The sequence below is a fragment of the Collinsella sp. An7 genome (assembly GCF_002159335.1).
Classification (GTDB): domain Bacteria; phylum Actinomycetota; class Coriobacteriia; order Coriobacteriales; family Coriobacteriaceae; genus Coprousia.
The window spans coordinates 37,093-61,015 of record NZ_NFHP01000008.1 but is presented as its reverse complement, the minus strand read 5'-3'; the positions used below and the strand labels follow the sequence as shown (position 1 = coordinate 61,015).

Here is a 23,923-nt window from a genome sequence, read left to right as displayed (position 1 = left end):
CACCTTTCTTTCGCCCACCTATCATACCCAGCCCGGGCAAAAGGGCAAGCTGCACCCGACGCTACCGGCAAAATCCACGAGCGCGCGGCCCATGAGCGACCCTGTCAGCCTCAGTGCGGAGAGGGCCGAAGCGCGCAGGCCATGGCAAATGATCTCGCTGAACGCAACCGGGGCAAGGCGTCGGCATGCCCTTTGCCAGCAACCGGTCTCCGCATGCGTCGCGCCCCAAAAGCCGCTGCGACCTCTCCCTCGCAAAAAAACAATGCGATCCTGTGGCCAAAAGCAGCGTCGAAAAAGTAATCTCGTCTGCTTTGGAAGGCATCGCGCGCGCCGTCGACTGCGAGAACCGGGCACTGGAACCCTCTTCGAGACTCTTCGAGACGCTGCGGGCAGCCCGGGGCCCGATCATGTCCGAGCAGATTACTTTTTCGGCACCCTTTTTGGCCACTGCCCGTCGTTTTTTCTTCCTCGATTGCACCCCAACGGCCTCAACCGACCCCCATGTCCAAACAGTTAGGTACCCGGCCATTACCTGAGCGGCAAATCATGGTCAAAATACACCATGATTTGCCGCTCAGGTAATGGCCGGGTACCTAACCAACGTGGCGGAGAACCCTCGCAAAACAGCCGCGGCGTCTCAATTGACGATCTGCGACGTACTGTGCCGCGGGGCGCGAGCATTGCGCCGCAGGTTGTCAAACAAGCGGGCAAAACGGGCCTGAGAATTGACCATCTGCAGCACAACGCACCGGGCAGGGCGAGTTCTACTGCAGATGGTCAATCAACACGTCGCAGCCGGCGCTCGCACCGCCTACAGCAGCGTGATGGTGAAGGTGCGCTCATCCACTGCACCGGGCTCGAGGATAGTGATGTTCTCCTTGTGCTCGAGCACGTCGTCTTCCGTAGTGAGCGTGGTGTGGCCGGTCCACGGCTCGAGCGCCACAAACGGCGCGCCCGGAGCCGACCAAACGCCCAGGTAGTCAAACCCGGGGAAGTCGACACGAATCCCGTGGCCCGAACGCTTGCCCACGAGCGACAGCGTGTCGCCGGGCACGTGGTCCAGGATCATCGTGTCGTAGCGGAAGAGCTCGCGCGAAAGCGGCAGCGTATCCGAGCCGTCCACGGTGCGGAAGGTGTCCTCGTAGGTGGCAAGGCCGCCTTCGACCAGCTTGGGGCAGTCGGCCGTCCAGGGCTCGGCAAAGCGGAACTCGTAGTCCTCGTACGCCTCGTCCGTACCCTCAACAGGAATGTTGAACGCCGGGTGTCCGCCCACCGAGAACGGCAGCGGCACCGCGCCGGTGTTCTCCACTCGGAAGGTTTGGGCGAGCGTAGCCTCGCCCACGATGGTGTAGGTCATGTTGAGTTTGAAGTCGTAGGGGTAAGCGGCACGGGTCTCGGGCGTGCTCACAAACTCGTAGGTGACGGAGGTGCCGTCGTCGGAAACGCTCACCAGCTCATGCTCGTTGATGCGCGCAAGGCCGTGGCGGTCCATTGTGCAGGGGCCCTCGGCGGAATCAGCTCGGCCGTTGCGGATGGAGCCCACAATGGGAAAGAGCACCGGCGCGTGCTTGCCCCACAGGGCAGGGTCCGCCTGCCAGAGGTATTCGACGCCGTTGAGCTTGAGGCTCTGGAGCTCGGCTCCTTTGGAGTTGATGGAAGCGCTCAGGGCGCCCTTGCCGATGGTGGTGATGGTGGACATGCGAGCCCCTTTCTTGATGACAGTCGCCACTGTGGCGCGGCGCTACCCAGGCGGTGCGCCAGGCAGCCACGACCATCTTACCCGTTGGGCACAGGGGGTGCAGGACGCGGCGGGCGAACGGCGCGGCAGCGGGGGCGGAGGGCCCGAAGGGTTACGGGCGGGCCTGTCCGATTCCTTCTGCCCGCGCGCCGCCGCGTGTACGGTTCATTCTGCGAGCGCGGGGCCGTGCGCCCAATTCCTCCTATTAGATAGCTTCGGACGTTTTTAGGGCAGAAGCGACTGATTCTTTCTAGTAGAAGGAATCAGTCGGCGGGCGGGACCAGAACCGGCCAACCGGGAAAGGCGAGATGGGCGGCAGGGAAGTATCGCGAACATGCACAACGTGAAAACAGAACGCTAATGAAAGGCCGAGCAGGCAGTCGTCCCGCCGCTGCGTGCTACACTCAGGCTCATATGGCGATGGGAGGCAACTATGGACGCCAAATCGCAGGACCCGCGGGCGCGCAGCGGGGCAGCTCGCCCAACGCCGCGCCGTGCTTCGGCGGAGCGCACCTCCCAGTCCCTCGGCAACTCCCCCGCCGACCGGCCCACAACGCGCCGCGCATCCGCCGGGCAGGCCGGTCAGCCTCGCAACGGCTCATCCGCGCCGCGCGGGCGCTACGCTGGCGGCGGCGCCTCGCGCACCCGGTGCGCAGGCTCTAACGGCCCCGCAACGCAACGGCCTTCCCGCCGCGCACGCCAAGCCTCCCCCACCCCCACGCGACGGAGCTCAACACGCCGCCCGGCAGCTCAGCAGCCACGTATCCCCGCCCGGCTCATCGTTATGGTCCTTGCCGTCCTCGTCATCGGGGTCGGCATCGTTAACGGAGTCGGCGCGCTCATCGGCCTCTTCTCACCCGCGCCCGAAGAACCTGCGGCCACCTCCACCACCACAGCCACCCAAGCAAGCGACACCGCTCAAAAAGACTCGGACGGGCCCACTTCAACGCCCAAGAGCAAATGGAAGAAGGGCACGGTGCCCGAGCTCTTTCAGACCGACCCCGCCTGGGCAGACGACCCATACGCCGGCGGCACCATCGGCGAGAACGGCTGCGGCGTGACCTGCATGTCGATGGTCTACATCGCGCTCACCGGAAAGACCGATATGGGGCCCGTCGAGATGGCGGAGTTTAGCGAAGAAAACGACTACGTCGAGGCCAACAGCACCTCGTGGCGCTTTATGACCGACGGTGGCGCGCAGCTCGGCCTCACCGTGGAGACGCTCCCCGACGTGGCCTCGCGCATCAGCGCGGAGGTCGAAGCCGGCCACCCCGTGATCGTAAACGTGGGCCCGGGGGCATTTACCAAGGTCGGGCACTACATCGTGCTCGTGGGCGTGGACGACGACGGGCGCATCCGCATCCACAACCCCAACGCGCCCGAGGACAACGAGACCTCGTGGGACCTCGACACCATCATGCACGACGCACGCAACTACTGGGCGTTCTCGGCGTAACGACGGAGCCGGGACGAGACGTAGCCCGCAACAGCCGCCCCGCCCCGCGCTACATATCGATCGTGAACTCCTCGCCAATCACCTGCTTGGTGAGGTCCTGCATCCAGGTGTACGGGTCGTCGAGCCCGGCGAGCAGCTCGTTGGCGCGCGCCTGCTCCTCGGTGTAGTCCGAGAGCAGGTAGACCGTGTCGGTGTTGCCCTCCCAGTGCTCGATGAGCGGGTGCCAGACCACGTTCTCAATCGAGACCTTGCGGCCCGCCTCTTTGGCCTCGTCTGCACTGAGCTTTACAAACTCGCAGCTCATCATGCCCGAGAAGATGCACTCGGGGTAATCGTGGTAGCCGCTCCACACGTCACCGAGCCCGTAGACCACAAGCGTCTTGCCGCCATTTGCCCCGTTGACCCAGGCCATCGGCTGGATCACGTGCGCATGGCTGCCAATCACCAGGTCCACGCCCGCATCGGCCAGCTCCTGAGCGCGGGTGAGCTGCGTCTCGTCGGGGTCGTGCGTGTACTCGGTGCCCCAGTGCATGTAGACCACCACAGCGTCGGCCACCTCGCGGGCGCGCGCCACATCGGCCTGCATGCCCTCGGTGGTGTACGGCACGGCATAGTAGTCGTTGGGCAGCTCGGACTGGTCGTAGCCATTCTGACCGTAGCAGTACGAGAGAAACGCGATGCGCACCCCGTTGCACTCCACCATGCGCACGCGCGAGCGGTCCTCCTCGCTGGCAAAGCTGCCCAGGGTGAGCACGTCGTCCGACTTGCCGCTCCACACCTCGAGCGAGTGCTGGATGGCCTCGACGCCCGTGTCGTAGGTGTGGTTGGAGTCGAGCGAAACCACGTCCCAGCCCGCGGCAACCACGGCATCGGCGAGCGAGTCGGGCGTGTTGTAGCTGGGATACCCGTTGTATCCATAGCGGTCGGGGCCGCCCAGCGTGGTCTCTTGGTTGATGAACGAGATGTCGTAGGACTGCACCGCATCGCGAATGCCGTCGTAGAACGCGTTGAAGTCGTACTGGTCGTCGCTGGTCTCGCCCGCAGCGGCATCGGCAAGCTCGAGCAGATTCTCGTTAGCGATGTTATCGCCCACGGCCGAGAACGTTACGCGCCCGGTGCCCGAGTCGGTCACGCGGCCCGGCGTGAGCACCACCGCGCCCGGCGAATCTGCCTGAAGCTTTGCCTGCGCAGGCGGGGTGGCAAAGCCGTCCGCAAACGCGTGGCTGAGCGTGCCGAGCCGCGAGGCGTCGCCCGAGGCCGCCGAGCCCGCAAACGGGTTAAAGCCGCCCTGCACGAGCGACCCCACACCCCAGAGCACGAGCACGATGGCGAGCACACCGAGAGCATAGGGCAACACATGAAGGAGGCTCGCCCGGGCGGCGCGCCGCTGGGCATTGCCCCGGAAGGGGCCGCGGCGGATGTAGCCGAGCGACCCGTTGTGCTGAACCGTGGTCCCGATGACGGGGCGACGTCCCGGGCCGGTGCGGCGCGTCGTTTTGGCGAGACGCTCGCCCACCGTGGGGTATCCGTAGCGGGTACGGTTGACGCGCTGCCCCTGCTGACGGCGGGGCGAGGGCCGCTGGCTGGAGCCTGATGCGTGCCCGGCAGGCCCCGAGCCGAGCGGACGGCGCTGAGTGGGATGCTGGCTTGCGGGGACGCCCTGCGTGGCGGGCGAGGCTCCCCGGCCGCGGGCAGAGGCGCGGTCGGAAGCTCCCGCGGGGCGCGATGAGGGCGCCGCTGCACGGGACCGGCCGCCCTTGGGCGACGAGGCCCCGGCGGAGGGACGGGATTGGCGAGCTCCGGGCGCTGCGCTGCGCGAGACGCTGCCGTGGGCGGATGCGCCGGCCGATCCCGACGCGCTGGATGCTCCGGCAGCGCCCGAGCCATGTGCTCCGGCGCCTGCCTGCGTGCCCGCCAGACGCAGCGGGCGGCGGGGCGAACGACCCGCGTTGCCCGACTGCCGGCTGTCTCCCGATCCCGCGGTACCCATAGCTCCCCCATCCACGCGCCCGACCTGCGCAAGCGCGGAAAACGACTCATATAGAAATAACAGTACCGCATTTGCCGAGATTCGGCCCCCGCACGTCGGCCAGACGACCGGCCGGGTCCGTCAAGCGCGCAGGGCGGGAGGATGGCGAGGTCAGAACAGGTGACGAGGACGATCCAGGGGGGCGGGGCCGGGCCGACAGGCGGGCGGGGCGGTCGCGCTGATCCGCGGTGCCGGCCCGAGCCCGCTCAAGGTGTTGATGCGGACCGTCGCACAAGGGGACCCATCGGGCACCGTTAGGAGCCAACATGCGGCAGGCGTGTGCTACGGCTCCGCCGTTGCCGCAGATTGTCACGCAAGACGGCTAAATCGACCGCTTATGTGACAACGTGCGGCAACAGCGACGTGCAGCGCCCGCCGTTGCCGCAGACTGTCAATTAGGAGAGCCCGCATGGGCCACCGTTTGACAAGCCGCAATGGAACTGTGCAGCCATTCGCAGTTGCACCGCAGATTGTCAAAGGGGGTCGTCCACTCGGCGCTTTGTTTGACGATCTGCAAGATTACTCCGCGCACGCCATCGGTTCGGTTGCGCTTTGTCAAACAAGAGAAGCTGGACGGACCTTAGCTTGACAATCTGCGAGGTTACTCCGGCCGAGCTCACACTTCGGCTGCGGCTTGTCAAACAAAGGGACCTGAATGGGCCTTGTTTTGGCAACCCGCCACGGAACTACGCCGCAGCCCTCACCAGTGCCGCAGTTTGCCATGTAAAGAGAACAGGACGATCCTGATTGAGAAACTACCACCGAATCGCGCAACAACTTGTCAAACAGGGGCGCGTCCGCCTCGCCCGGCACAGAAAGCGCCATCCGGGGCGAGCGTCTCCACCACAGCCCGCAGAAAACTTCCGCGAGCCGTGTCAGATCAGCTCGCCCCAGATGGCGCTCGCAACACCGCTGTGGCAGCTTGAGTCGGCCAATCCAGCAGCTCAACCTAGCCGATCAGGCCCTCGATTTGCTTAAAGATGTTGGGGCAGTTGCCCAGACCGTAGTCCTGCGGAGCCATGACCGCCACGGGGATCTCCACGTCCTTGGCGATATCGGCCTTGCGGTACCCCACCTGCGGCCCGAGTAGGATGCAGTCGTAGTTCTGCCAGATATCCTTGTACGCCGCCACGCCCACAGCCGCGATCTCAAAATCCGCGATGCCCTGGTCGGCTGCATACTTCTCCATCTTCTTCATGAGGATCGAGGTGGACATACCACCAGCGCACACAAGAAGAACCTTCATGGGAACCTCCTACTTATCGGCGCGGAGCCCTCTGCCCCGCGCATGGAAACCTAAGGCGTACACGCCACCGCGGCGTTAACGTCGCCGCAGCGACATCACTAGAACGGCAGCATCCCCTGATAGAGGGCGAGCCAGCAGATGAGCAGGGTAGCCGCAAAGGTGATGCCAAACGTTGCCACAAACGCGCGCGAAAACCCGCGGTCGGTATCGATAAAGCAGCGCGTAAAGGCGAGCGCGAGCGCGAGCAACAGCGGAAACGCCACCAAGACCGACACGTTTGCGGGTACGCCACCAAGCGAGGCGATATAGGGAATGACGAGCACGCCGAGCACGGTCGCCGCACCCAAAATGAGCGCGCTCCTAAACGTGAAGGGGGCCACACCCGATCGCCCGGCAATCTCCTCCGCCATGGTCTGAGGCACCGTCCCGACCAGCTTAGCGTCGCTGCCGAGCCGCTTGCCGCCCGCCATCGCCATGCGCGCGGGGTCTGCGGCGGTGCCACGCGCCGCTGCACGCGCTCGGTTCTTCTGCTTCTTTCCCATCGTCGCTCCCTCGTCTCTCTATCTCACCGTTCAACCGCCGAGTTACCCCGGCCGCCGGATGGGCGCCCGTCTGCACGCGCTGCCTGCCCGCGCGCGGCCGCTCCTTAGCCCTGTGGCCGAGGCGGATACGTTATGCTCCCCAGCACCACCGGCTCGCGGGCTCCGGTGGCAGCGGGCACGTTTGCCGGACGCCCCGCGACTGTCTGGTTGCCCAGGATCGCAAAGGCCACCGCCTCCTTGGCATCGGAAGAATACCCGAGCTCCTCCTGCGTGCAAACCCTCGTGCCAGGCAGCCGCCGCGCAATCCGGCCAACCAGATCAGCGTTATGCGCGCCGCCTCCGCCCACGACGAGCTCACCGAGTCCGCCTTCGAGCCGCGGCACCACCCAGCGCACGCAGGCGTCGGCCACGCTTGCAGCCGTGAGCTCGGTGAGGGTGGCAACGGCATCGGCTGGGGTGAGCTGCGGGTGCCTTGCAAGAAACGCCTCGACCGCACCCGCGCCAAAGAGCTCGCGCCCCGTAGACTTGGGCGGCTCGGCGGCAAAGTAGGGATTGGCGAGGAGCTCAGCAAGCGCAGAGCCGTCCACCTGCCCGGCAGCGGCGATACGGCCTTCCTCGTCGTACGGCACGCCAAAGAGCCGCCGGCAAGCCTCATCGATCATCATGTTGCCCGGGCCGGTGTCAAAGGCAAAAACGCCCTCGGCACCCCGGCCGCGCGGAAGCACCGTCACGTTGCCGATGCCGCCAAGGTTGAGCAGCGCGCGGTTGCGCGATGCCGAACCATAGAGCACCACCTCGGAAAATGGCACGAGGGGCGCCCCCTGCCCGCCAGCCACAAGGTCCATCGCCCTGAAGTTGGACACCACCCGCACGTCACACGTATAAGCAATGACAGCGGGTTCGCCCAGCTGGAACGTGCCCGCGTGGTAGCGCGCGCCGTCCACGTAGTCGCGCGAGGCATCCGGCTCGTGCCAGACCGTCTGGCCGTGGCACGCCACAAAACCAAGGCTTGCCGGCTCCACACCCGCCTCTTGGCAGATGGCTTGCACGGCCTGCGCGTAAAGGTGGCCGAGCTCCATGTTGAGCGAGCACAGCAACCGCGCGTCGGCACCATCCGGACGGCACGCCTCGAGGATGCGCGCGCGGGTTGCCTCGGGCAGAGGGTACGTCTCAAACGCCACGAGCTCGACCGTCGTGGCAGCGTCCACCCCATCGATGCGCACGAGCGCCGCATCCACCCCGTCGAGGCTCGTGCCGCTCATAAGGCCAACGGCTAGCACGAGGCATCTGCCCCTTCCGCCCTGTCCGCCGGCCCCGAGACGCCAAGGCGGCAGCGCAGCATAAGGCATGGCCCCGCGGCCGGCTCATAGGCCGGGGCAACAAGCGCGCACCCGGCAGGTAGCGCCTGTGCAAGCGGCTCGAGCAAAAACTCGCCTGCACCCTCAAACACCCCGCCGACGTACCCGACGGGAATCTTGGTATCGGCGGCGCCATCGCCAACCGCCAAGCCGCCCGCAACCGCATCGCGCCCGTAGAGCGCCTCGACCACAGCGCGTACGATGTCGGCCAGCTCCGCGGCAACGCGCTGGTAGCACGCGAGTGCCGCCGGATCGCCCGCGTCGGCCGCGGCGCGCAGAACGCGCGTGAGGGAGGCTATCCGCGTGCGGTCGCCCGCAAGCACATCGCGCGCATAGGTGATCACGTCGTAAGGTGCCGAGAACTCAAGCTCGCGCATCACCGTGTCAAAGAGCGCACCGCGCGGGTCGCGCCCATCGGCCTGCCGGCTAAAGAGGCGCAGCACCTCGTGGCCAATCCAGTAGCCGCTGCCCTCATCGCCCACCTGGTAACCCCAACCGCCGGCGCGCGTGGTCTCGTCGCCCCGGCGCCCAAAGGCGATAGAACCCGTGCCGCAGATCACCACGGCGCCGTCGCGCAACCCCAGGGTCGATGCCCACGCCGCCTCAACGTCGCTCATGAGCTCGGTCGGCACGTCGCCCACCGCGGCGCGCACCGCCTCGGCCATGCGCGCGCGGATTGCCGGGTCCTGCCCATAGCCGGCAAGCCCGAGCCCCACGCCGCAGATTGTGTCTCCGGCAGCGCCGGCGGCGGCAGAGGCCAAGCCCACGCCCTCGCCGAGCACGGCGGTCATGCCGTCGTAGCCCACCTGACCGGGATGGCACGTGCCCAGGCGGAAGCGCTCCCGCGGGCGCATCTCCTCGTCAAAGAGCACAAACTCCGTCTTGGTCCCGCCGCCGTCGACCCCGAGCCACATCATAGAAGTCCCCTCACCTGCATCTGCCGAATCGTCCTCCGGGCGCCCGCACGCCGTCGCGCTTACCACGCCTCATGGAAGCGGAACTTCTGCCACGGGCGCACCTCATCCAACAAGAAGTGCTCCACCTCAGGGATATGCCCCACCACGTTGCTCTTGCCGGAGTTGCGCATGTCAGAGAGCGCAATCTGCAGCTCACCGGCGTAGTGGCCGTACTCGCTGCTCTCGATCACCACGTCGCCGCGACGGATGGTCTCGGGCGCGTGGAAGAGCGCGAACTCGTGACCTTTATACTTCACACGGCTCTGCGTGGAGCGCAGGAAGTTCTCCGAAACATCGCCGCGGTTAAAGTGCAGCTCATCGAGGATGATGGAACGCTCGACCTCGGGCAGCCCCTCCACGAGCTCCACCGAGAAGCTCACGAGGTTCCACGGCAGCGCCGCCACCTGGGCGAGCTCCTCATCGGTGGGGTAGCAATTGGAGATGATGACGTCATCGATCGTGCCCATCGAGATAAAGTGCTCAACCTGCACGTAAAGCGGCAGGTGGCGGTGCATCTCGAGCGTGGGCAGGCCGTCGGTGACGGGCCAGTTGGCAAAGGTATCCGGCGCCTGCGACGTGGCAAAGGCGGCGGTGCGCAGCCCGTAGCGGCGGAAGTGCTCCGTGCAGCGGTTGAAGTAGTCGAGCCCGAGCCCCGAGTACCCGTGCGGATAGAAGTTGTGACACCCGATGAGATGCGTCGGGTCGGGACAGTAATCCATGATGGTATCGATGTAGTGCGTGTTGTTGCTCATGTTGACCTCAACGAGGAGCCCCTCGGGGTTAAAGGTCATGAGCGATTCCTCACTGCCGGTAAAACCCATGTCGAGGCGGATGCCGTCGGCGCCGATCTCGCGGAAGAACGAGAGGTCTTGGTACGAGACCCCAAGCTCCGAGAAGACGCGCGGGTTGCAGTCGAGCACAACCTCAAAGCCGAGCTCGTGGGCGCGGGCGTTGATCTCGCTAAAGTCGCGGCGCACCTGCTCGCGGCCCGCCTCGACGGAGAGCAGGCAGCTGAAGACGCGCGTGGCGCCCGCGGCGGCCGCGCGCTCCAGGTAGGCGAGAGTCTCCTCGTGCGGAGCCTTCTCGGGGTAGATGGAGATGCCGAGTCGTTGCATGTCGGTCCTTTCCAACGCGTACCAAAACACACGGGCGGCGGAGAGGCCGCCCCGAGAGCACCGTCATCAACCAGCGCCCCCTCCGCAACGGGGCGCCCGCACGCATGCGAGCGCCCCGCCTCTTACCGAGTTGCGGCTAGGCAGCCTCCACCGCCGCGGAGTCCTCGGACTCCTGAGCGAGGTACTGCTTGTCCCAGATCTTGACGAACGGGTAGTAAATCACGAGTGCGATCAGGATGCAGACGATGCACAGCACCGCACCGCGCCAGTCACCGCCGGTGGCGAGGAAGGCACCGATCGGTCCGGGAAGCGTCCACGGAGCGCTCACGATCACGCGGTTGACGAGCCCGAGCGAAGTCACGATGTAGGCAAACACGCCGAGGATCATCGGGGTCAGCACAAACGGGATGGCGAGCGTGAGGTTCAGCATGATGGGCGTGCCAAAGATCAGCGGCTCATTGATGTTAAAGATGCACGGCAGGAAGGCAATGCGGCCGAGGTCCTTGGCATACTTAGACTTGCACACGGTCACGAGCATGATGCCGAGGCCGATGGTGCAGCCGGCGCCACCGATGAACACGAACCACTGGAAGAACGGCTCAGCGGCGATAGCAGGCAGCTCGGTGCCGGGAACACCTGCGGCGGCAGCGGTGGCGTTGGCCTCGAGGAGGGTGAGCCACAGCGGACGGGCAACGGAGCCCACGATGGAGGCGCCGTGGATGCCAAAGAACCAGAAGAAGCCGTAGAGGAAGGTGATCACGAGCACGCCGGGGATGGAGTCGGTGGCAACGACGAGCGGCGAGATGATGGCCGTAATGGTGCCGTTCCAGTCAAAGCCGATCCAGTAGGTGATGGCGCCGATGACGAGCATCACGATGAGCGTCGGGGTGAGGGCCTCAAACGACTTGGTCACCGCCGGCGGAACCTGATCGGGCATGGTGATCTTGAACTTAGAGTGCTGGGTAAAGCGATAGACGTTCACCGAGAAGAAGGTCACCACGATGCCCACAAAGAGGCCACCCGAGCCGAGGCTCGCCATGGGGAGCACAAAGCCCGAAGCACCCGCGACCTCGGCAGCCTCCGCCGGGATGTTCACCGGGTTGATGGTGAGCAGGAAGGCCATGGCTGAGAGAACGCCGCCCTGCAGCGCGTCGAGGTCAAACGAGCGCGCGAGGCTGTGGCCCATGCCAAAGACCGCATAGAGCGCCATGATGTACATGGTCATGCGGTACGGCAGCAGGATCACGGCCGCGTTCTCGACGAGCCACTGGTACACGCCCCAGTCGGAGGGCAGTGGCGGGTTGGCCAGAATCATAAAGAACGAGCCGACGATGATCAGCGGCAGAGCGCCGACCACGCCGTCGCGCACGGCGAGCAGGTAGCGGTTGCTGCCGAGCACGGACATAACGGGCCCGAGGACCCGCTCGAGAAACTGCTGGAACTTCTCCATGCTTCTCCCTTTCCTTTTCCTCGAGGCGCGCCCTCCCGCGCAGGCCTACTTCTGCTTGAGGATCTGATTGCGCTCCAGAATCTCCGAGTAGCGCTCGTAATCGCGATTGACAAACGACTTGAAGAGGATGTCGATAACGCCGAGCTGTCCGATGCGCGAGGCGGTTGCCGCCGATCGCATCAGAGGCTCCGTAGAGGCCACGAGCAGCACCTCATCCGAGTTGCGGGCGAGCTCGGAATCGAACCCGCTCCCCGTGATGGAGATGACCTTGGCCCCACGCTCTCTCGCCTTGCGCACGCAGGTGTTGACCTCGCGGGTCGAGCCCGAGTAGCTAATGGCGATGGCCACGTCCCCGGGCATGCTGTTCGATGCGTAGAGCAGCTGCCCGTGCCAGTCGTCAATCAGATTACAGACCACCCCGATCCTCAGGAGCTTGTAGTGCAGATCCCGCGCAGAGAGCAGCGACGCCCCCATGCCAAACAGGTTGATGGTCCGTGCAGCAGTCATTAGGTCCACGCAAGCGTCGAAGACCGCAGGGTCGTTGAGCTTCTCGGTGAGGGTAAGGGCGGCTATGTTGCCTCCAATGACCTTGGTGGCCGTTTGGGCCGTCGTGTCGGTGGGGTGCAGGTCGCCGATGATCGCGCGCTCGGACTCGCGCAAGATCGCGAGATCGTAGATGAGCTGCCGCTGAAAATCGCGGTACCCGCTGAGCCCGAGCTTGCGGCACAGACGGCTCACCGTGGACGGTGAGGCGAACGTGCGCTCGGAGAGCTCGTGGATGCTCAACCCCGAAAGCCTCGCGGGATCCTCGAGAATCTGTCTGACCAGCCCGCGTTCGGCCGGGCTTGCGCTTTCCCTATACTGCTGTAAACGTGCCAAGAGACTTGCCATGGGCTTGTCCTCCAACCTGCGACCCACTCTAGAGAGCAGCAAATATTTTGTCATTGTTTTATGGCGAGTTTGAAATTTAATTTCATATTATGACACGACGCGTCGGTAAACGGTCGAAAACATCCGCTCGCGGCACTGCGGAATGAAACGCAACGCGCCCCAGCGGATGCGGCCGCGCGGTCCGAAACGATGAGGGCGGGCGGTGCGGTGCACGAACATGTTGCCGTTGACCTGCAGATTTTCACACTTTAATGGCTGCTTGCACCGGCGATGCGTCCGCAAAAGGGGCGCGGCGGCACCGGCGCTGCGGGCGGAGTCGCGCTTTCTTGTTCGGCCCGGGGAGTTGCTCTATCTTTCGGTTGGCAGCGCGCCCACGTTTCTTTCGGGGGCGCGCACCATACACACCGCGACCCGCCCCCGTGGCGAACACCCGACATCGCACCCGATTTTGATAAGGAACAGCAATGGTCGACCTCTCCCGTCTTACCACCGAGCAGCGCAACCCACGCACCATGAATCTCGACACCATGACTCCGCTTCAGATTGCCGAGGCCATGAACGCCGAGGACGCAAACGCCGTGACAGCGGTGCAGCGCGTCTTGCCGCAGGTTGCGGCCGCCATCGAGTGGGCGGCGGACGCGCTCGCGGCCGGCGGACGCATGGTGTACCTCGGCGCCGGCACAAGTGGACGCCTCGGCGTGCTCGACGCGGTGGAGTGCCCGCCGACCTTCGGGGTCTCCGAGAGCACCGTGGTGGGGCTCATCGCCGGCGGCAAGGACGCATTTACTGTGGCGCGTGAGGGCGTTGAAGACGACCCCGCGGAGGGCGCGAGCGACCTCGAACGCATCGGACTCGAGCCGCGCGACCTGGTTATCGGGCTTGCCGCGAGTGGGCGCACCCCCTATGTGATCGGCGGACTTACCTACGCGCGCAAACTCGGCTGCAAGACCGCGGCCATCGCGTGCGTACCCGAGTCGCAGGTCGGGCGGGTGGCCGAGCTCGCCATCGAGCCGGTAACGGGCCCCGAGGTACTGACCGGATCCACGCGACTCAAGGCGGGCACCGCGCAGAAGCTCGTGCTCAACATGATCTCGACCGGGGCCATGACCCGCTCGGGCAAGGTCTACCAAAACCTGATGGTCGATGTTAAGCAGACCAACGAGAAGCTGCGCGCCCGAGCGCTCCGCATCGTGACGACCGCGTGCGAGTGCACCGAGGGCGAGGCCCACGCCGCGCTCGACGCCGCGGACGGCAGCGTAAAGCTCGCTATCGCCTCGATTTTGCTCGGGGTCTCCCCCGCTGAAGCCAAAGACGCGCTGGAGGCGGCGGGCGGCAAGGTCCGCACGGCGCTTGCGCAAGCTGGAAACTAGGAAAAACGAGAGCGGATGGCCAAAACTGGCGCCGAAAAAGTATGTACCGCCGACTTGGCTGCGCGAAAAGGGGCCTTGGCGCGGGCTGTTGACGCGATCGGGTGCCTTAATATGCTTGCTGAACGCCCCGGATTGCCCGGATGACGCGCCTGTGCCCGCTAGGAACGTCTGCGCCGCACTGCAATGTACTTTTTCGAGACGACTTTTGGCCACGGCCGCGTTTCGTTACAGCGCGACACTCCGCCTAACCCCTCACGCTCCAACGAAAGGACATCATGGCGCTGCTTACGATCAACGTTGCGAGCCGCGTGCTTGCCCGGCAGGCCGATGTGGTCGTGTTGCTTCCCGAGCGCGACGAGCAATTCGGCCCTCGCGGCGGCGCATCGGAGGCAATGCGACCGTACCGCGTGCTCTACCTGCTGCACGGGCTGGGCGGTGACCGCACCAGTTGGCTGCGCAACACCACGATCGAGGACCTTGCGCGCACCACCGACGTTGCCGTGGTGATGCCGCAGGTCGAGCACGGGTTCTACACCGATATGGCACACGGGCAGCCCTACTTCTCGTTTGTGGCCGACGAGCTGCCCCGCTACCTTGCAAGCATTCTGCCGCTCTCCACCCGGCGCGAGGACACTATGGTCTGCGGTGCATCCATGGGAGGCTACGGCGCCTTTAAGCTCGCCCTCACCTATCCGGAGCGCTTCTGCCGGGCCGCCGCGCTCTCGGGGGCACTCGACATCCAGCGCTTTGTTACCACGTTTACGCAGGAGGGGTTTGACCCGCGCCTTGCGTTTGGCGACGACCTCGGTGTTGCCGGCACCGCAAACGACCTCTTCTACCTGCTCGACCGCGACCTTGACGCGGGATATGCACTACCGGGGCTCTACAGCTTCTGCGGAACGGAAGACATTCTCCTCGAGGAATCGCGCCGCTTTGCCCAATACGCGCAGAGCCGTGCAATCGGCTACGAGTACGTCGAGGGTCCGGGCGAACATCGCTGGACCACCTGGGCGCAGGCGATTTTGCCGGCCTTTACCTGGCTTACCGCTCGGTGATTGAAGCCGGGCGCCATGGGGTCGGGCGCACGCCAGCCGGCGCGCCGGGCTGCCAAGCGGGCATCACTCTCCGCCCGGCACCCCGCCGCGGCCGGCCCTCTCCCGCGCTTCTTCCTCGGTGAGACGCAGGACCTCGAGCTCCCACTGGCGATGGGCATTCTTGGCCGAGGTGTCCAAGATGGCCCCCGTTGCCAGCGCCAGCGCGCCGCAGAACACCAACCCCACCGCGAGCACGGCAGAAGGCAGCTTGGTTACCAGGCCCGTCGCGGCAAACTCCGCGATCACCGGCACGCCGGCCACGAGCCCCAAGAGCATCAGCACCGCCGCGACCAGCATGAAGAACTTGAGCGGTCGGTAATCTTTGAAGAGCCCCGTGATTGCCGAGACCACGCGCACCCCGTCGTGCACCGTCGAGAGCTTGGACTCCGAGCCCGCGGGCCGGTCGCGGTAGACGATCGGCACCTCTACGATGCGCCAGCGCTTGTCGACCGCATGGATCGACAGCTCGCACTCGATCTGAAACCCGGGTGAGAGCACGGGCATCGTCTTGACGAACAGACGCGACATCGCCCGGTAGCCGGTCATGACATCGTTGAAGGTGTAGCCGTAAATGATGCGGATGAGCCCGCGCACGAGGTTGTTTCCGAACCCGTGGAAGGCGCGCTGGTTCTCGGCCGCGTAGGTGCCGTTGGAGAGGCGGTCGCCCACCGTCATGTCGGCCGCGCCCTCGAGGATGGGCCGGCAGAGCTCGAGCGCCTGCTCGGCGGGGTAGGTGTCGTCGCCGTCGACCATGAGGTAGCAGTCGGCCTCGATGTCGCGAAACATCGAGCGCACCACATTGCCCTTGCCCTGACGCGGCTCAAAGCGCACCACGGCGCCGTGCTCCCGGGCGATGGCGGCGGTATCGTCGGTCGAGTTGTTGTCGTACACGTAGATGGTCGCCCCGGGGAGCGCCGCGCGAAAAACGTCGATGACCTTGCCCACCGTGAGTGCCTCGTTGTAGCACGGGATGAGCACCGCCACGCGCGCGAGGCCCGCCGTGTCGGCCGGCGCCTCCCGCCCCATCGCTTGCTCCATGGATTGCCTTGCCGTCATCGAGCACCACCCGTCTTTCTTGATTGAATCGTTCTCATCGCAGGTCAGACCGCCTTTGCGTCAGGCTTTGGAGCCTGCCTGCGGCCGCGGCGCCCCGCGGCGCGCGGCGTTTGGCGCACCCAGCACGAGCGCGCAGATAAACGGCAGGCAGACCGCGATGGGATACACATAGCGGAAGTACGTCGTCGCGTTGCACGGGCCGACGAGCGCCATGCCGAACACGAGCCAAAGCGGCATGAGCAGCGGCGCCGCGCCCGCCCGGACGCGCGCGGCGTACACCGTGGCAACCGCAAGCAGCCAGCACCACAGCGCCGCCTGCATGCACAGCGTGAGCCCCGGGAGCCGCTGCCAGACCGCCCGGTACATGCTGACGAGCGTGTCGCATATGCGGACGAGCGGGTAGTCCGGCTGCGCGATCTGCAGGTGCACGGTGCTGCCGGGCTCCGAGGTGACCTCGTCGATGTTCTCCATGACCTTTTGGCTGAAGTCCGAGGTGTACGACCACCGCACGGTGTGCGGCGGATAAAGGTACCCGTAGTAGTTGGCCGCCGTGGCCGTGACGGCGCTCTCGGGGTCGCGCGCCACGATGTCTGCCCACGCCTGGAAGAACCGCGCGAGGTCGGCGGACGACGCGTTGTTGTTGAACGTGTTCTTGACCGGGTCGGACTTGCTGGGCTTGTAGAGCTCCCCGAGCTGATCGACGTCCAAAACGGCGCCGATGGCCCGACGCTCCTCGGCCGTGATGCCATCGGGGTTGTCACGCAGGTAGCGGGCCACCTGCTGCGCCGGGATGGAGAGCATCTCGCGCGTGCTCGAGGGCAAAACGCCGAGCGCGGGGTAAATTACCGAGCCGAGCGCGATGGTGAGCGCAAGGACGGCAGCGAGCGTACCCGCGAGCAGGGGAAGCGACGAGCGCCCGAGGGCGGATGCCGTGGAGCGCGCCTGCGCCCGCTCCTTCGCCCGCGCCGCGCGCCGGTGCCACGCCGCACCGCACGCAACGGCGAGCGCCGCCGCGACCACCACTGCCGCCGCACTCCGCAGCTGGCTCGCCGCGAGCGCGCTCAGCACCAGGAGCGCCCGGTCGTGGTGCGCGGCCGCCCCGCGCAGCACGCGCACGAGCGCCATGAGCAGCGCGAGCAGCGCCGCGGCAAATGGCACGTCCTTGCTCATCAGCACCGCGTAGCCCGAGAACACCGGAACGAACGCGATCACGGCAAAGGCCGCGTGCCGCGCGCCGGGGCGCACACCGAGGCGCCGCAGCGTAGAGAACGCGTAGCCGAGCGACGCCACGACCACCACGTACTGCAGCACGGAATAGAGCATGGCGCCGGCCGTCGCGCTGTGCGCAAGGTAGAGCCCCGCCTGCATGCACAGGCCGAGCAGCGCGGTATGCAGCGGCGGGTGATGCTGGGTGACCATGGTCTGCGCCGTCGCCGGGTCGAGCCCCATCGAGGCGCTCACGTGGTTCTCCATTCCAAACCACTGTAGAAGCTGCGTCTTGGTGTCCCACATCACCAGGCCGGGGGCGTACCCGATGAGCGTCGGCAGCCAGAGAAGGCCGAGGGCGAGCGCCGGCGCGGCAAACGGATGGCGCGCGCACCACGCACCCAGCCGACGGCGCACCCGGCGCAGGCACACAGCGGCCACGTAGCGCCGCGGGAGCGAGACCGTCCGCGCCGACGCCTCGCGCGTGGCGGTGGCATGCCCCTCGTCGTCCGCGTACGCGCAGGCGTCCGCCGTACGCGCGGCCTCTCCGGGCTGAGCCCCGCGTACCCCAGAGGCATCCTCCGCCGGTCGCGGCGGGCATGCCCCGCCCGCGGTCTCGCGCTCCCCCGCCCGGCCACGCACCCGGTCGAGCGCGGCAAAGAGGTACGTCAGGCCCATCCGTGCGAGCCCAAACCAGCCCAAACCCAAGAGCAGCCCCTTGACGCCCTGCGAGATGCCGTCGGTGATCCACTCGGCCGAGCCGCAGCCGTCAAAGCTCTGCCCAAAGGCCATCGTCGCGGCAAACAGCATGGGCAGCACCCATGCCGCGGCGAAACCCGGCGACGGCATGGCTGTCCGCCGATGGCGCCCGTGCGCCAGAAACACCCGGTAGCACGGCCGCGCCAACAGGGCGCCCAGCGCCACGGGCACGAGGCACGCATCGCGCGCCGGGAGGCCGCACAGCACCTCGAGCACGATATAGCCCGCACCGGTGGCGTCTTTTACGAGAGCGAACACATCGCTCGAGTCAACCGGCGCCAAGCTCATCGACGCGCAGCACGCAAGCACCACGCCCAGCACGGCACCTGCCGCAAGCTGCCGTGCGCCGAGCGCACGCAAGTGCATATCGTCTGTCTCATAGGGGGTTATATCTAAAGTCGACTCGCTCTTTGAACGCATGCGCATGGCCGCACGACACCCGTCCTGTTGTTTTGACATGCCCCCCCCCGACGCATCTTGCATCGGAAAGAAAACAATCGGTCCAGCTTGGAGCCACTATTGTCCAGATTGACGGGATTATAGCAAAGCACCGTGCCGGATTCTTTTGCAGCCGCCCTCAGCGGGAAAACGTCAGGATATCTTAGGGTTTATTTAGTAACTGAGGAGTTTTTAAGGGGTTATCGCGCAGCGGCAGAGACCTATCCGGACATCACGCCCGGCATCCCCATGGGGCAGCCCGCGAGGACCTTGCACGCGCCTTGCACCCGGACCACCCGGCATGGGGCGCCCCTACTCCTCGCTCAGGGATATCCGCCGTTCGTCCACCACCGATACCGACAGGCCCGTAAGGCCCACCTCGCTGCCCTCGAGCGAACGCGCCAGCTTGCTCAGAGGCGGCTTTGCCCCCGTTCCCGCAATCTGAATGTAGAGCTCCCCCTCATCGAGCGTAAGGTCCACCACGCGGTAGTCGGTCCCCTCCAGCCAGGCCACGGCGGCATCCTGCGCGGCGCGCTCCTGCATCGACGTCCTCAGCACGCCCACGCTCTCGTTAAACAGGAGCGAAACGAGCACCACGGCGCAGACGGCCACGATCGTGTACCAGAGCTTGCGCGCCTTATCACTCACCACCGAGAAGCTCTTGGCGCCCAAGCCCATCAGAAGGTACACCGCCCCGCCCATCACCTAGATCGCCACGTAGTTGGCAAGAAAGAGCACGAAGGCACCGAGCGCCTGCACGGGAGCGCCCTCGTACAGGGCGGAGCCCACCACGCATAGCGGCGGCACGATCGACGCGGCGATAGCCACACCCGGGACCGCATCGGGGATGTCGCGGCGCATGGAGGCGAGCGCGGCCATGAACCCCGACGCGAGCGCGATGATCAGGTCGACGAGGCGCGGCGAGGTGCGCGCCAGAACCTGGGAGTTGGTCTCCATGTTGGCGGCCACGGGAATGATGGCCGTCACGAGGGCGGATGCGCCCACCACGAGTGCCACGCCCAGCACCGTGATGGCGAGCGTGCGCACCGCCTCGCGCGGGCGTCCCAGCGCCGTCGCCAGCGCCGTGCCGAGCATAGGCGACATGAGCGGGGCGATGAGCATGCCGCCGATGATGGTCGTCGCGGAGTCGGCGGCAACGCCAGCCGTGGCCACCACCGTTGCGGCCAAGAGGCGCAACACAAACGACGAGTACTGGCGCAGCGGCTCGTCAACCAGCATGAGCATCGAGCGCTCGGCATTACGCAGCACCGCCTCGTCGAGCGAGCCGCCCAGCAGCACCTGTGAGATTCTCTTCATCGCAGCCACCCCTCACGCGCCTCTTCTCTCGATAGTATCCCTATCCCACAGGCCCGTGTGCGAGGTGTTACCAGCCCACCGCGCCACCGTGTCGAACCACCGCAGCCGCTGCTTGCCACCACACCGCCGCAGTCGTCGCGATGCCACTCCACGCCGCCGGGCCGCCGCCTCGCTGCAGCCATCGCGCCACGCCGCGGCCGCCCCATCGCGCCCGCCGTGCCGCACCAGAGCCCCCACATACAAAGGGACCCCAAAGCCCGGATGAGCTTTGGGGTCCCCCGCACGACTAACGTCGCATTAGGCCCGAAGCATTAGACCTCTGCGTAGACGTCCTTGAGCTTCAGCAGGTGCTGATAACGAGCCATAGCGGCCTCCTCGTTCTCCTTGAAGAGCACCTCAGCGCGCTCAGGGAAGGAGCGAGTCAGCGAAGCGTAACGGGCCTCGTTCATCAGGAACTCCTGGTACCCGCCCTTCGGCTCCTTGGAGTCGAGGGTGAACTTCTTGCCCACCTCGGCGGCGGGGTTGAAGCGGAAGAGGTTCCAGTAACCGCAGTCCACGGCCTTCTTCATCTCGGCCTGGCAGTTCTGCATACCGCCCTTCTTGATGGAGTGCATCTCGCAGGGGCTGTAGCCGATGATGATGGACGGGCCGTCGTAGGCCTCGGCCTCCTGAATGGCCTTGAGGGTCTGAGCCGGGTTGGCGCCCATGGCGACCTGCGCCACGTACACGTAGCCGTAGCTCATCGCGATCTCGGCGAGGCTCTTCTTCTTGGTGGTCTTGCCGGCAGCGTCGAACTGAGCGACCTGGCCGAGGTTAGAGGCCTTGGAGGCCTGACCACCGGTGTTGGAGTAGACCTCGGTGTCGAAGACGAAGACGTTGACGTCGTGGCCGGAGGCGAGGACGTGATCCAGGCCGCCGAAGCCGATGTCGTACGCCCAGCCGTCGCCACCGAAGATCCAGAAGCTCTTCTTGGTGAGGTACGCCTTGTCGGCAAGAATCTGCTCGGCAGCGGGCACGTCCTTGACCTTCTCGAGCTCGGCCACGAGCGCGGCCGCGGTGGTCTTGGAGGCCTCGGCGTCCTTACGGGCGTCGATCCAGGCCTTGGCGGCAGCCTTGCACTCGTCGCTCACCGCGTCGCTCTCGCAGAGCACCTGGCAGTCCTCGACGAGCTTGTTCTGGACGGCCTCGTAACCGAGGGCCATGCCCAGACCATGCTCAGCGTTGTCCTCAAAGAGGCTGTTGTTCCACGCCGGGCCGTGACCGTCCTTGTTGACGGTGTAGGGCGAACGGGCGGCGGGGTTGCCCCAGATCGAGGAGCAGCCGGTGGCGTTGGAGATGAACATGCGGTCGCCGCAGACCTGCGTGACGAGACGCGCGTACGCGGTCTCGGCGCAGCCGGCGCAGGAGCCGGAGAACTCAAGCAGCGGCTGCTTGAACTGGCTGCCCTTGACGTTGCCGGACTCGAGCACGGGCTTGGGAGCGACCTTCTCGACGCAGTAGTCGAAGGTCTTCTGCTCCTCGAGCTCCTGCTCCTGCGGCACCATGGTGAGGGCGCCCTTGGGGCAGACCTTGGCGCAGTTGGTGCAGCCCATGCAGTCGAGCGGGGAGATGGCCATGGTGAACTTCAGGCCGGTGTCCTTCGGGATCTTGATGTCGAGCGTGCGCATACCCTCGGGCGCCGCGGCGACCTCCTCCTCGGTGAGGCCGAACGGACGGATCGTGGCGTGCGGGCAGACGTAGGAGCACTGGTTGCACTGGATGCACTTGTCGGCGTCCCAATGCGGCACCATAACGGCAACGCCGCGCTTCTCGTAGGCAGAGGCGCCCTGCTCAAACTGGCCGTCGGCGTGGTCCATAAACGCGGACACAGGGAGCTCGTCGCCCTCCATGCGGTTGATGGGCTCCATGATCTCCTTGACCTGCTTGACGAGCATCTCGGGGCCCTTGAGGGCGGCAGCCGGGGCGTCGTCGGCGCAGTCGGCCCACTCGGCCGGGACCTCATGCTTGACGAAGGCGGTGGCACCGGCGTCGATGGCCTTCCAGTTGGCCTCGACGATATCCTGGCCCTTCTTGGCGTAGGACTTCTCGGCGGCCTTCTTCATGTAGCGGATAGCATCCTCCTGCGGCAGCACGCCGGCGAGCGTAAAGAACGCGGACTGGAGGATGGTGTTGGTGCGCTTGCCCATGCCCACCTGAACGGCCAGGTCGATGGCGTTGATGGTGTAAAGCTGGATGTCGTTCTTGGCGATGTAGCGCTTCTCGGCCGCGGAAAGGTGCTCGGCGAGCTCGTCGAAGTTCCACTGGCAGTTGATCATGAGCGTGCCGCCGGGCTTGACACCCTGGGCGATCTTGAAGTGCTTGGTGATGTAGCTCGGGTTGTGGCACGCCACAAAGTCGGCCTTGGTGATGTAGTACGGGCTCTTGATGGGCTGGTCGCCAAAGCGCAGGTGCGAGATGGTCACGCCGCCCGTCTTCTTGGAGTCGTACTGGAAGTAGGCCTGGACGTACTTGTCGGTGTGGTCGCCGATGATCTTGATCGAGTTCTTGTTGGCGCCAACGGTGCCGTCGCCACCGAGACCCCAGAACTTGCACTCGATGGTGCCCTCGGCCGCGGTGTTGGGCGCGTCGGCGTCCATCGGGAGCGAGAGGTTGGTAACGTCGTCCACGATGCCGATGGTGAACTCCTGCTTGGGCTCGTCAGCCTCGAGCTCCTTGTAGACGGCGAAGGCAGCCGCGGGCGGCTCGTCCTTCGAACCGAGGCCGTAACGGCCGCCGACAACCTTGATGTTGGTGAGGCCGGTCTCGTAGAGCGTGGCGACGACGTCCTCGTAGAGCGGCTCGCCGAGGGAGCCCGGCTCCTTGGTGCGGTCGAGCACGGCGATCTTCTTCACGGTCTCGGGGAGCACCGCGATGAAGTGCTTGATGGACCACGGACGATACAGACGGACCTTGATGAGGCCGACCTTCTGGCCGTGAGCGTTGAGGTAGTCGATGACCTCCTCGAGGGTGTCGACGAACGAGCCCATGCAGACCACGATGTTCTCGGCCTCGGGGTCACCGTAGTAGTCGAACAGGTGATAGTTGGTGCCGAGCTTGGCGTTCACCTGGTTCATGTAGTCCTCGACCACAGCGGGGAGCTCGTTGTAGGCGGTGTTGCACGCCTCGCGGTGCTGGAAGAAGACGTCGCCGTCCTCGTGGGTACCGCGGTTGTGCGGATGCTCGGGGTTGAGCGCGTGATCGCGGAAGGCCTGGACCGAAGCCATGTCGACCATGTCGGCGAGGTCATCATAATCCCAGGTGGCAACCTTCTGGATCTCGTGCGAGGTGCGGAAGCCGTCGAAGAAGTTGAGGAACGGCACCTTGCCCTTGATGGCAGAGAGGTGTGCAACGGCCGAGAGGTCCATGACCTCCTGGACGTTGGTCTCGGCGAGCATGGCAAAGCCGGTCTGACGGCAAGCCATGACGTCGGAGTGATCGCCGAAGATGTTGAGCGCGTGGCTGGCGACCGTACGGGCCGAGACGTGGAAGACGCCCGGCAGGCCCTCGCCCGCGATCTTGTACATGTTCGGGATCATGAGCAGAAGACCCTGCGAGGCGGTGTAGGTGGTGGTCAGCGCACCCGCGCAGAGCGAGCCGTGGACGGTGCCCGCGGCGCCAGCCTCGGACTCCATCTCGATGACGTTCACCTTCGTGCCAAAGATGTTCTTCTTGCCCTGAGCTGCCCACTGGTCGACATGGTCGGCCATAGGGCTGGACGGCGTAATCGGGTAGATACCCGCAACCTCGGTGAACGCATACGATACGTATGCGGCCGCCTCGTTGCCGTCCATGGACTTGAACGAACGCGCCATATACCCCTCTCCTCTCGTGTAGGTATACAGTCCCCCGGCGCGCACGGTACG

At 65.7% G+C, this 23,923-nt stretch carries 18 protein-coding genes; 4 read left to right on the top strand and 14 right to left on the bottom strand.

What is annotated here, in order from left to right; all coding sequences use genetic code 11:
* Positions 1–185: 185 nt before the first annotated feature.
* Positions 186–536 (top strand): hypothetical protein, encoded by a 351-nt coding sequence (locus B5G20_RS10205; RefSeq protein ID WP_143750263.1) that lies wholly within the window; start codon positions 186–188, stop codon positions 534–536.
* Between the two features lie 275 nt (positions 537–811).
* On the opposite strand, the gene B5G20_RS09085 is transcribed toward B5G20_RS10205, so the two are convergent.
* Positions 812–1,699 carry an aldose 1-epimerase family protein gene (locus tag B5G20_RS09085; RefSeq protein ID WP_087356595.1) on the bottom strand — a complete coding sequence of 296 codons (888 nt, stop codon included), beginning with the start codon at positions 1,697–1,699 and terminating at the stop codon, positions 812–814.
* Between the two features lie 823 nt (positions 1,700–2,522).
* Here B5G20_RS09085 and B5G20_RS09080 point away from each other — a divergent pair.
* Positions 2,523–3,194 (top strand): C39 family peptidase, encoded by a 672-nt coding sequence (locus tag B5G20_RS09080; protein WP_158094432.1) that lies wholly within the window; start codon positions 2,523–2,525, stop codon positions 3,192–3,194.
* Positions 3,195–3,243: 49 nt separating this feature from the next.
* Here B5G20_RS09080 and B5G20_RS09075 read toward each other — a convergent pair whose 3' ends face one another.
* The 8 genes from B5G20_RS09075 to B5G20_RS09040 form a co-directional block, all read right to left on the bottom strand.
* Positions 3,244–4,710, bottom strand: coding sequence for a CapA family protein (locus tag B5G20_RS09075; protein WP_087356593.1), 1,467 nt, complete (start codon positions 4,708–4,710; stop codon positions 3,244–3,246).
* Between the two features lie 1,462 nt (positions 4,711–6,172).
* Positions 6,173–6,469: a PTS sugar transporter subunit IIB gene (locus tag B5G20_RS09070; RefSeq protein WP_087356592.1), complete on the bottom strand. Its 297-nt coding sequence runs from the start codon at positions 6,467–6,469 to the stop codon at positions 6,173–6,175.
* 98 nt (positions 6,470–6,567) lie between these two features.
* Positions 6,568–7,011 (bottom strand): hypothetical protein, encoded by a 444-nt coding sequence (locus B5G20_RS09065; RefSeq protein WP_087356591.1) that lies wholly within the window; start codon positions 7,009–7,011, stop codon positions 6,568–6,570.
* A 104-nt stretch (positions 7,012–7,115) separates the two neighbouring features.
* On the bottom strand, positions 7,116–8,291 hold the full coding sequence (locus B5G20_RS09060; protein WP_087356590.1) for an anhydro-N-acetylmuramic acid kinase: 1,176 nt from the start codon (positions 8,289–8,291) through the stop codon (positions 7,116–7,118).
* The gene (locus B5G20_RS09055; protein WP_087356589.1) at positions 8,285–9,286 is read right to left on the bottom strand and encodes a BadF/BadG/BcrA/BcrD ATPase family protein; all 1,002 of its coding nucleotides are present in this window, start codon (positions 9,284–9,286) and stop codon (positions 8,285–8,287) included. Before B5G20_RS09055 ends, B5G20_RS09060 begins: the two co-directional genes overlap by 7 nt.
* Before the next feature lie 59 nt (positions 9,287–9,345).
* Positions 9,346–10,440 (bottom strand): MupG family TIM beta-alpha barrel fold protein, encoded by a 1,095-nt coding sequence (locus B5G20_RS09050; protein ID WP_087356588.1) that lies wholly within the window; start codon positions 10,438–10,440, stop codon positions 9,346–9,348.
* 136 nt (positions 10,441–10,576) lie between these two features.
* On the bottom strand, positions 10,577–11,890 hold the full coding sequence (locus B5G20_RS09045; RefSeq protein ID WP_087356587.1) for a PTS transporter subunit EIIC: 1,314 nt from the start codon (positions 11,888–11,890) through the stop codon (positions 10,577–10,579).
* 45 nt (positions 11,891–11,935) lie between these two features.
* Positions 11,936–12,781 (bottom strand): MurR/RpiR family transcriptional regulator, encoded by an 846-nt coding sequence (locus tag B5G20_RS09040; protein ID WP_087356586.1) that lies wholly within the window; start codon positions 12,779–12,781, stop codon positions 11,936–11,938.
* A 464-nt stretch (positions 12,782–13,245) separates the two neighbouring features.
* On the opposite strand from B5G20_RS09040, the gene murQ reads away from it, so the two are divergent.
* Both murQ and B5G20_RS09030 read left to right on the top strand, forming a co-directional pair.
* Positions 13,246–14,151 carry an N-acetylmuramic acid 6-phosphate etherase gene (gene murQ, locus B5G20_RS09035; protein ID WP_087356585.1) on the top strand — a complete coding sequence of 302 codons (906 nt, stop codon included), beginning with the start codon at positions 13,246–13,248 and terminating at the stop codon, positions 14,149–14,151.
* A gap of 275 nt (positions 14,152–14,426) precedes the next feature.
* Positions 14,427–15,206: an alpha/beta hydrolase family protein gene (locus B5G20_RS09030; RefSeq protein ID WP_087356584.1), complete on the top strand. Its 780-nt coding sequence runs from the start codon at positions 14,427–14,429 to the stop codon at positions 15,204–15,206.
* Positions 15,207–15,269: 63 nt separating this feature from the next.
* Here B5G20_RS09030 and B5G20_RS09025 read toward each other — a convergent pair whose 3' ends face one another.
* The 5 genes from B5G20_RS09025 to nifJ form a co-directional block, all read right to left on the bottom strand.
* Positions 15,270–16,283: a glycosyltransferase family 2 protein gene (locus tag B5G20_RS09025; protein ID WP_239286955.1), complete on the bottom strand. Its 1,014-nt coding sequence runs from the start codon at positions 16,281–16,283 to the stop codon at positions 15,270–15,272.
* 78 nt (positions 16,284–16,361) lie between these two features.
* A complete protein-coding gene (locus tag B5G20_RS09020) occupies positions 16,362–18,632 on the bottom strand; it encodes a DUF6020 family protein (RefSeq protein WP_087356582.1) in 2,271 nt (756 codons plus the stop codon).
* 384 nt (positions 18,633–19,016) lie between these two features.
* Positions 19,017–19,394: a hypothetical protein gene (locus B5G20_RS10615; protein WP_239286954.1), complete on the bottom strand. Its 378-nt coding sequence runs from the start codon at positions 19,392–19,394 to the stop codon at positions 19,017–19,019.
* 15 nt (positions 19,395–19,409) lie between these two features.
* Complete coding sequence (locus tag B5G20_RS10610) at positions 19,410–20,021, bottom strand: DUF389 domain-containing protein (RefSeq protein ID WP_239286953.1); 612 nt, start codon at positions 20,019–20,021, stop codon at positions 19,410–19,412.
* A 311-nt stretch (positions 20,022–20,332) separates the two neighbouring features.
* Entirely contained in the window at positions 20,333–23,872 is a 3,540-nt protein-coding gene (nifJ, locus tag B5G20_RS09010; protein WP_087356581.1) for a pyruvate:ferredoxin (flavodoxin) oxidoreductase, read from the bottom strand.
* Positions 23,873–23,923 lie beyond the last annotated feature (51 nt).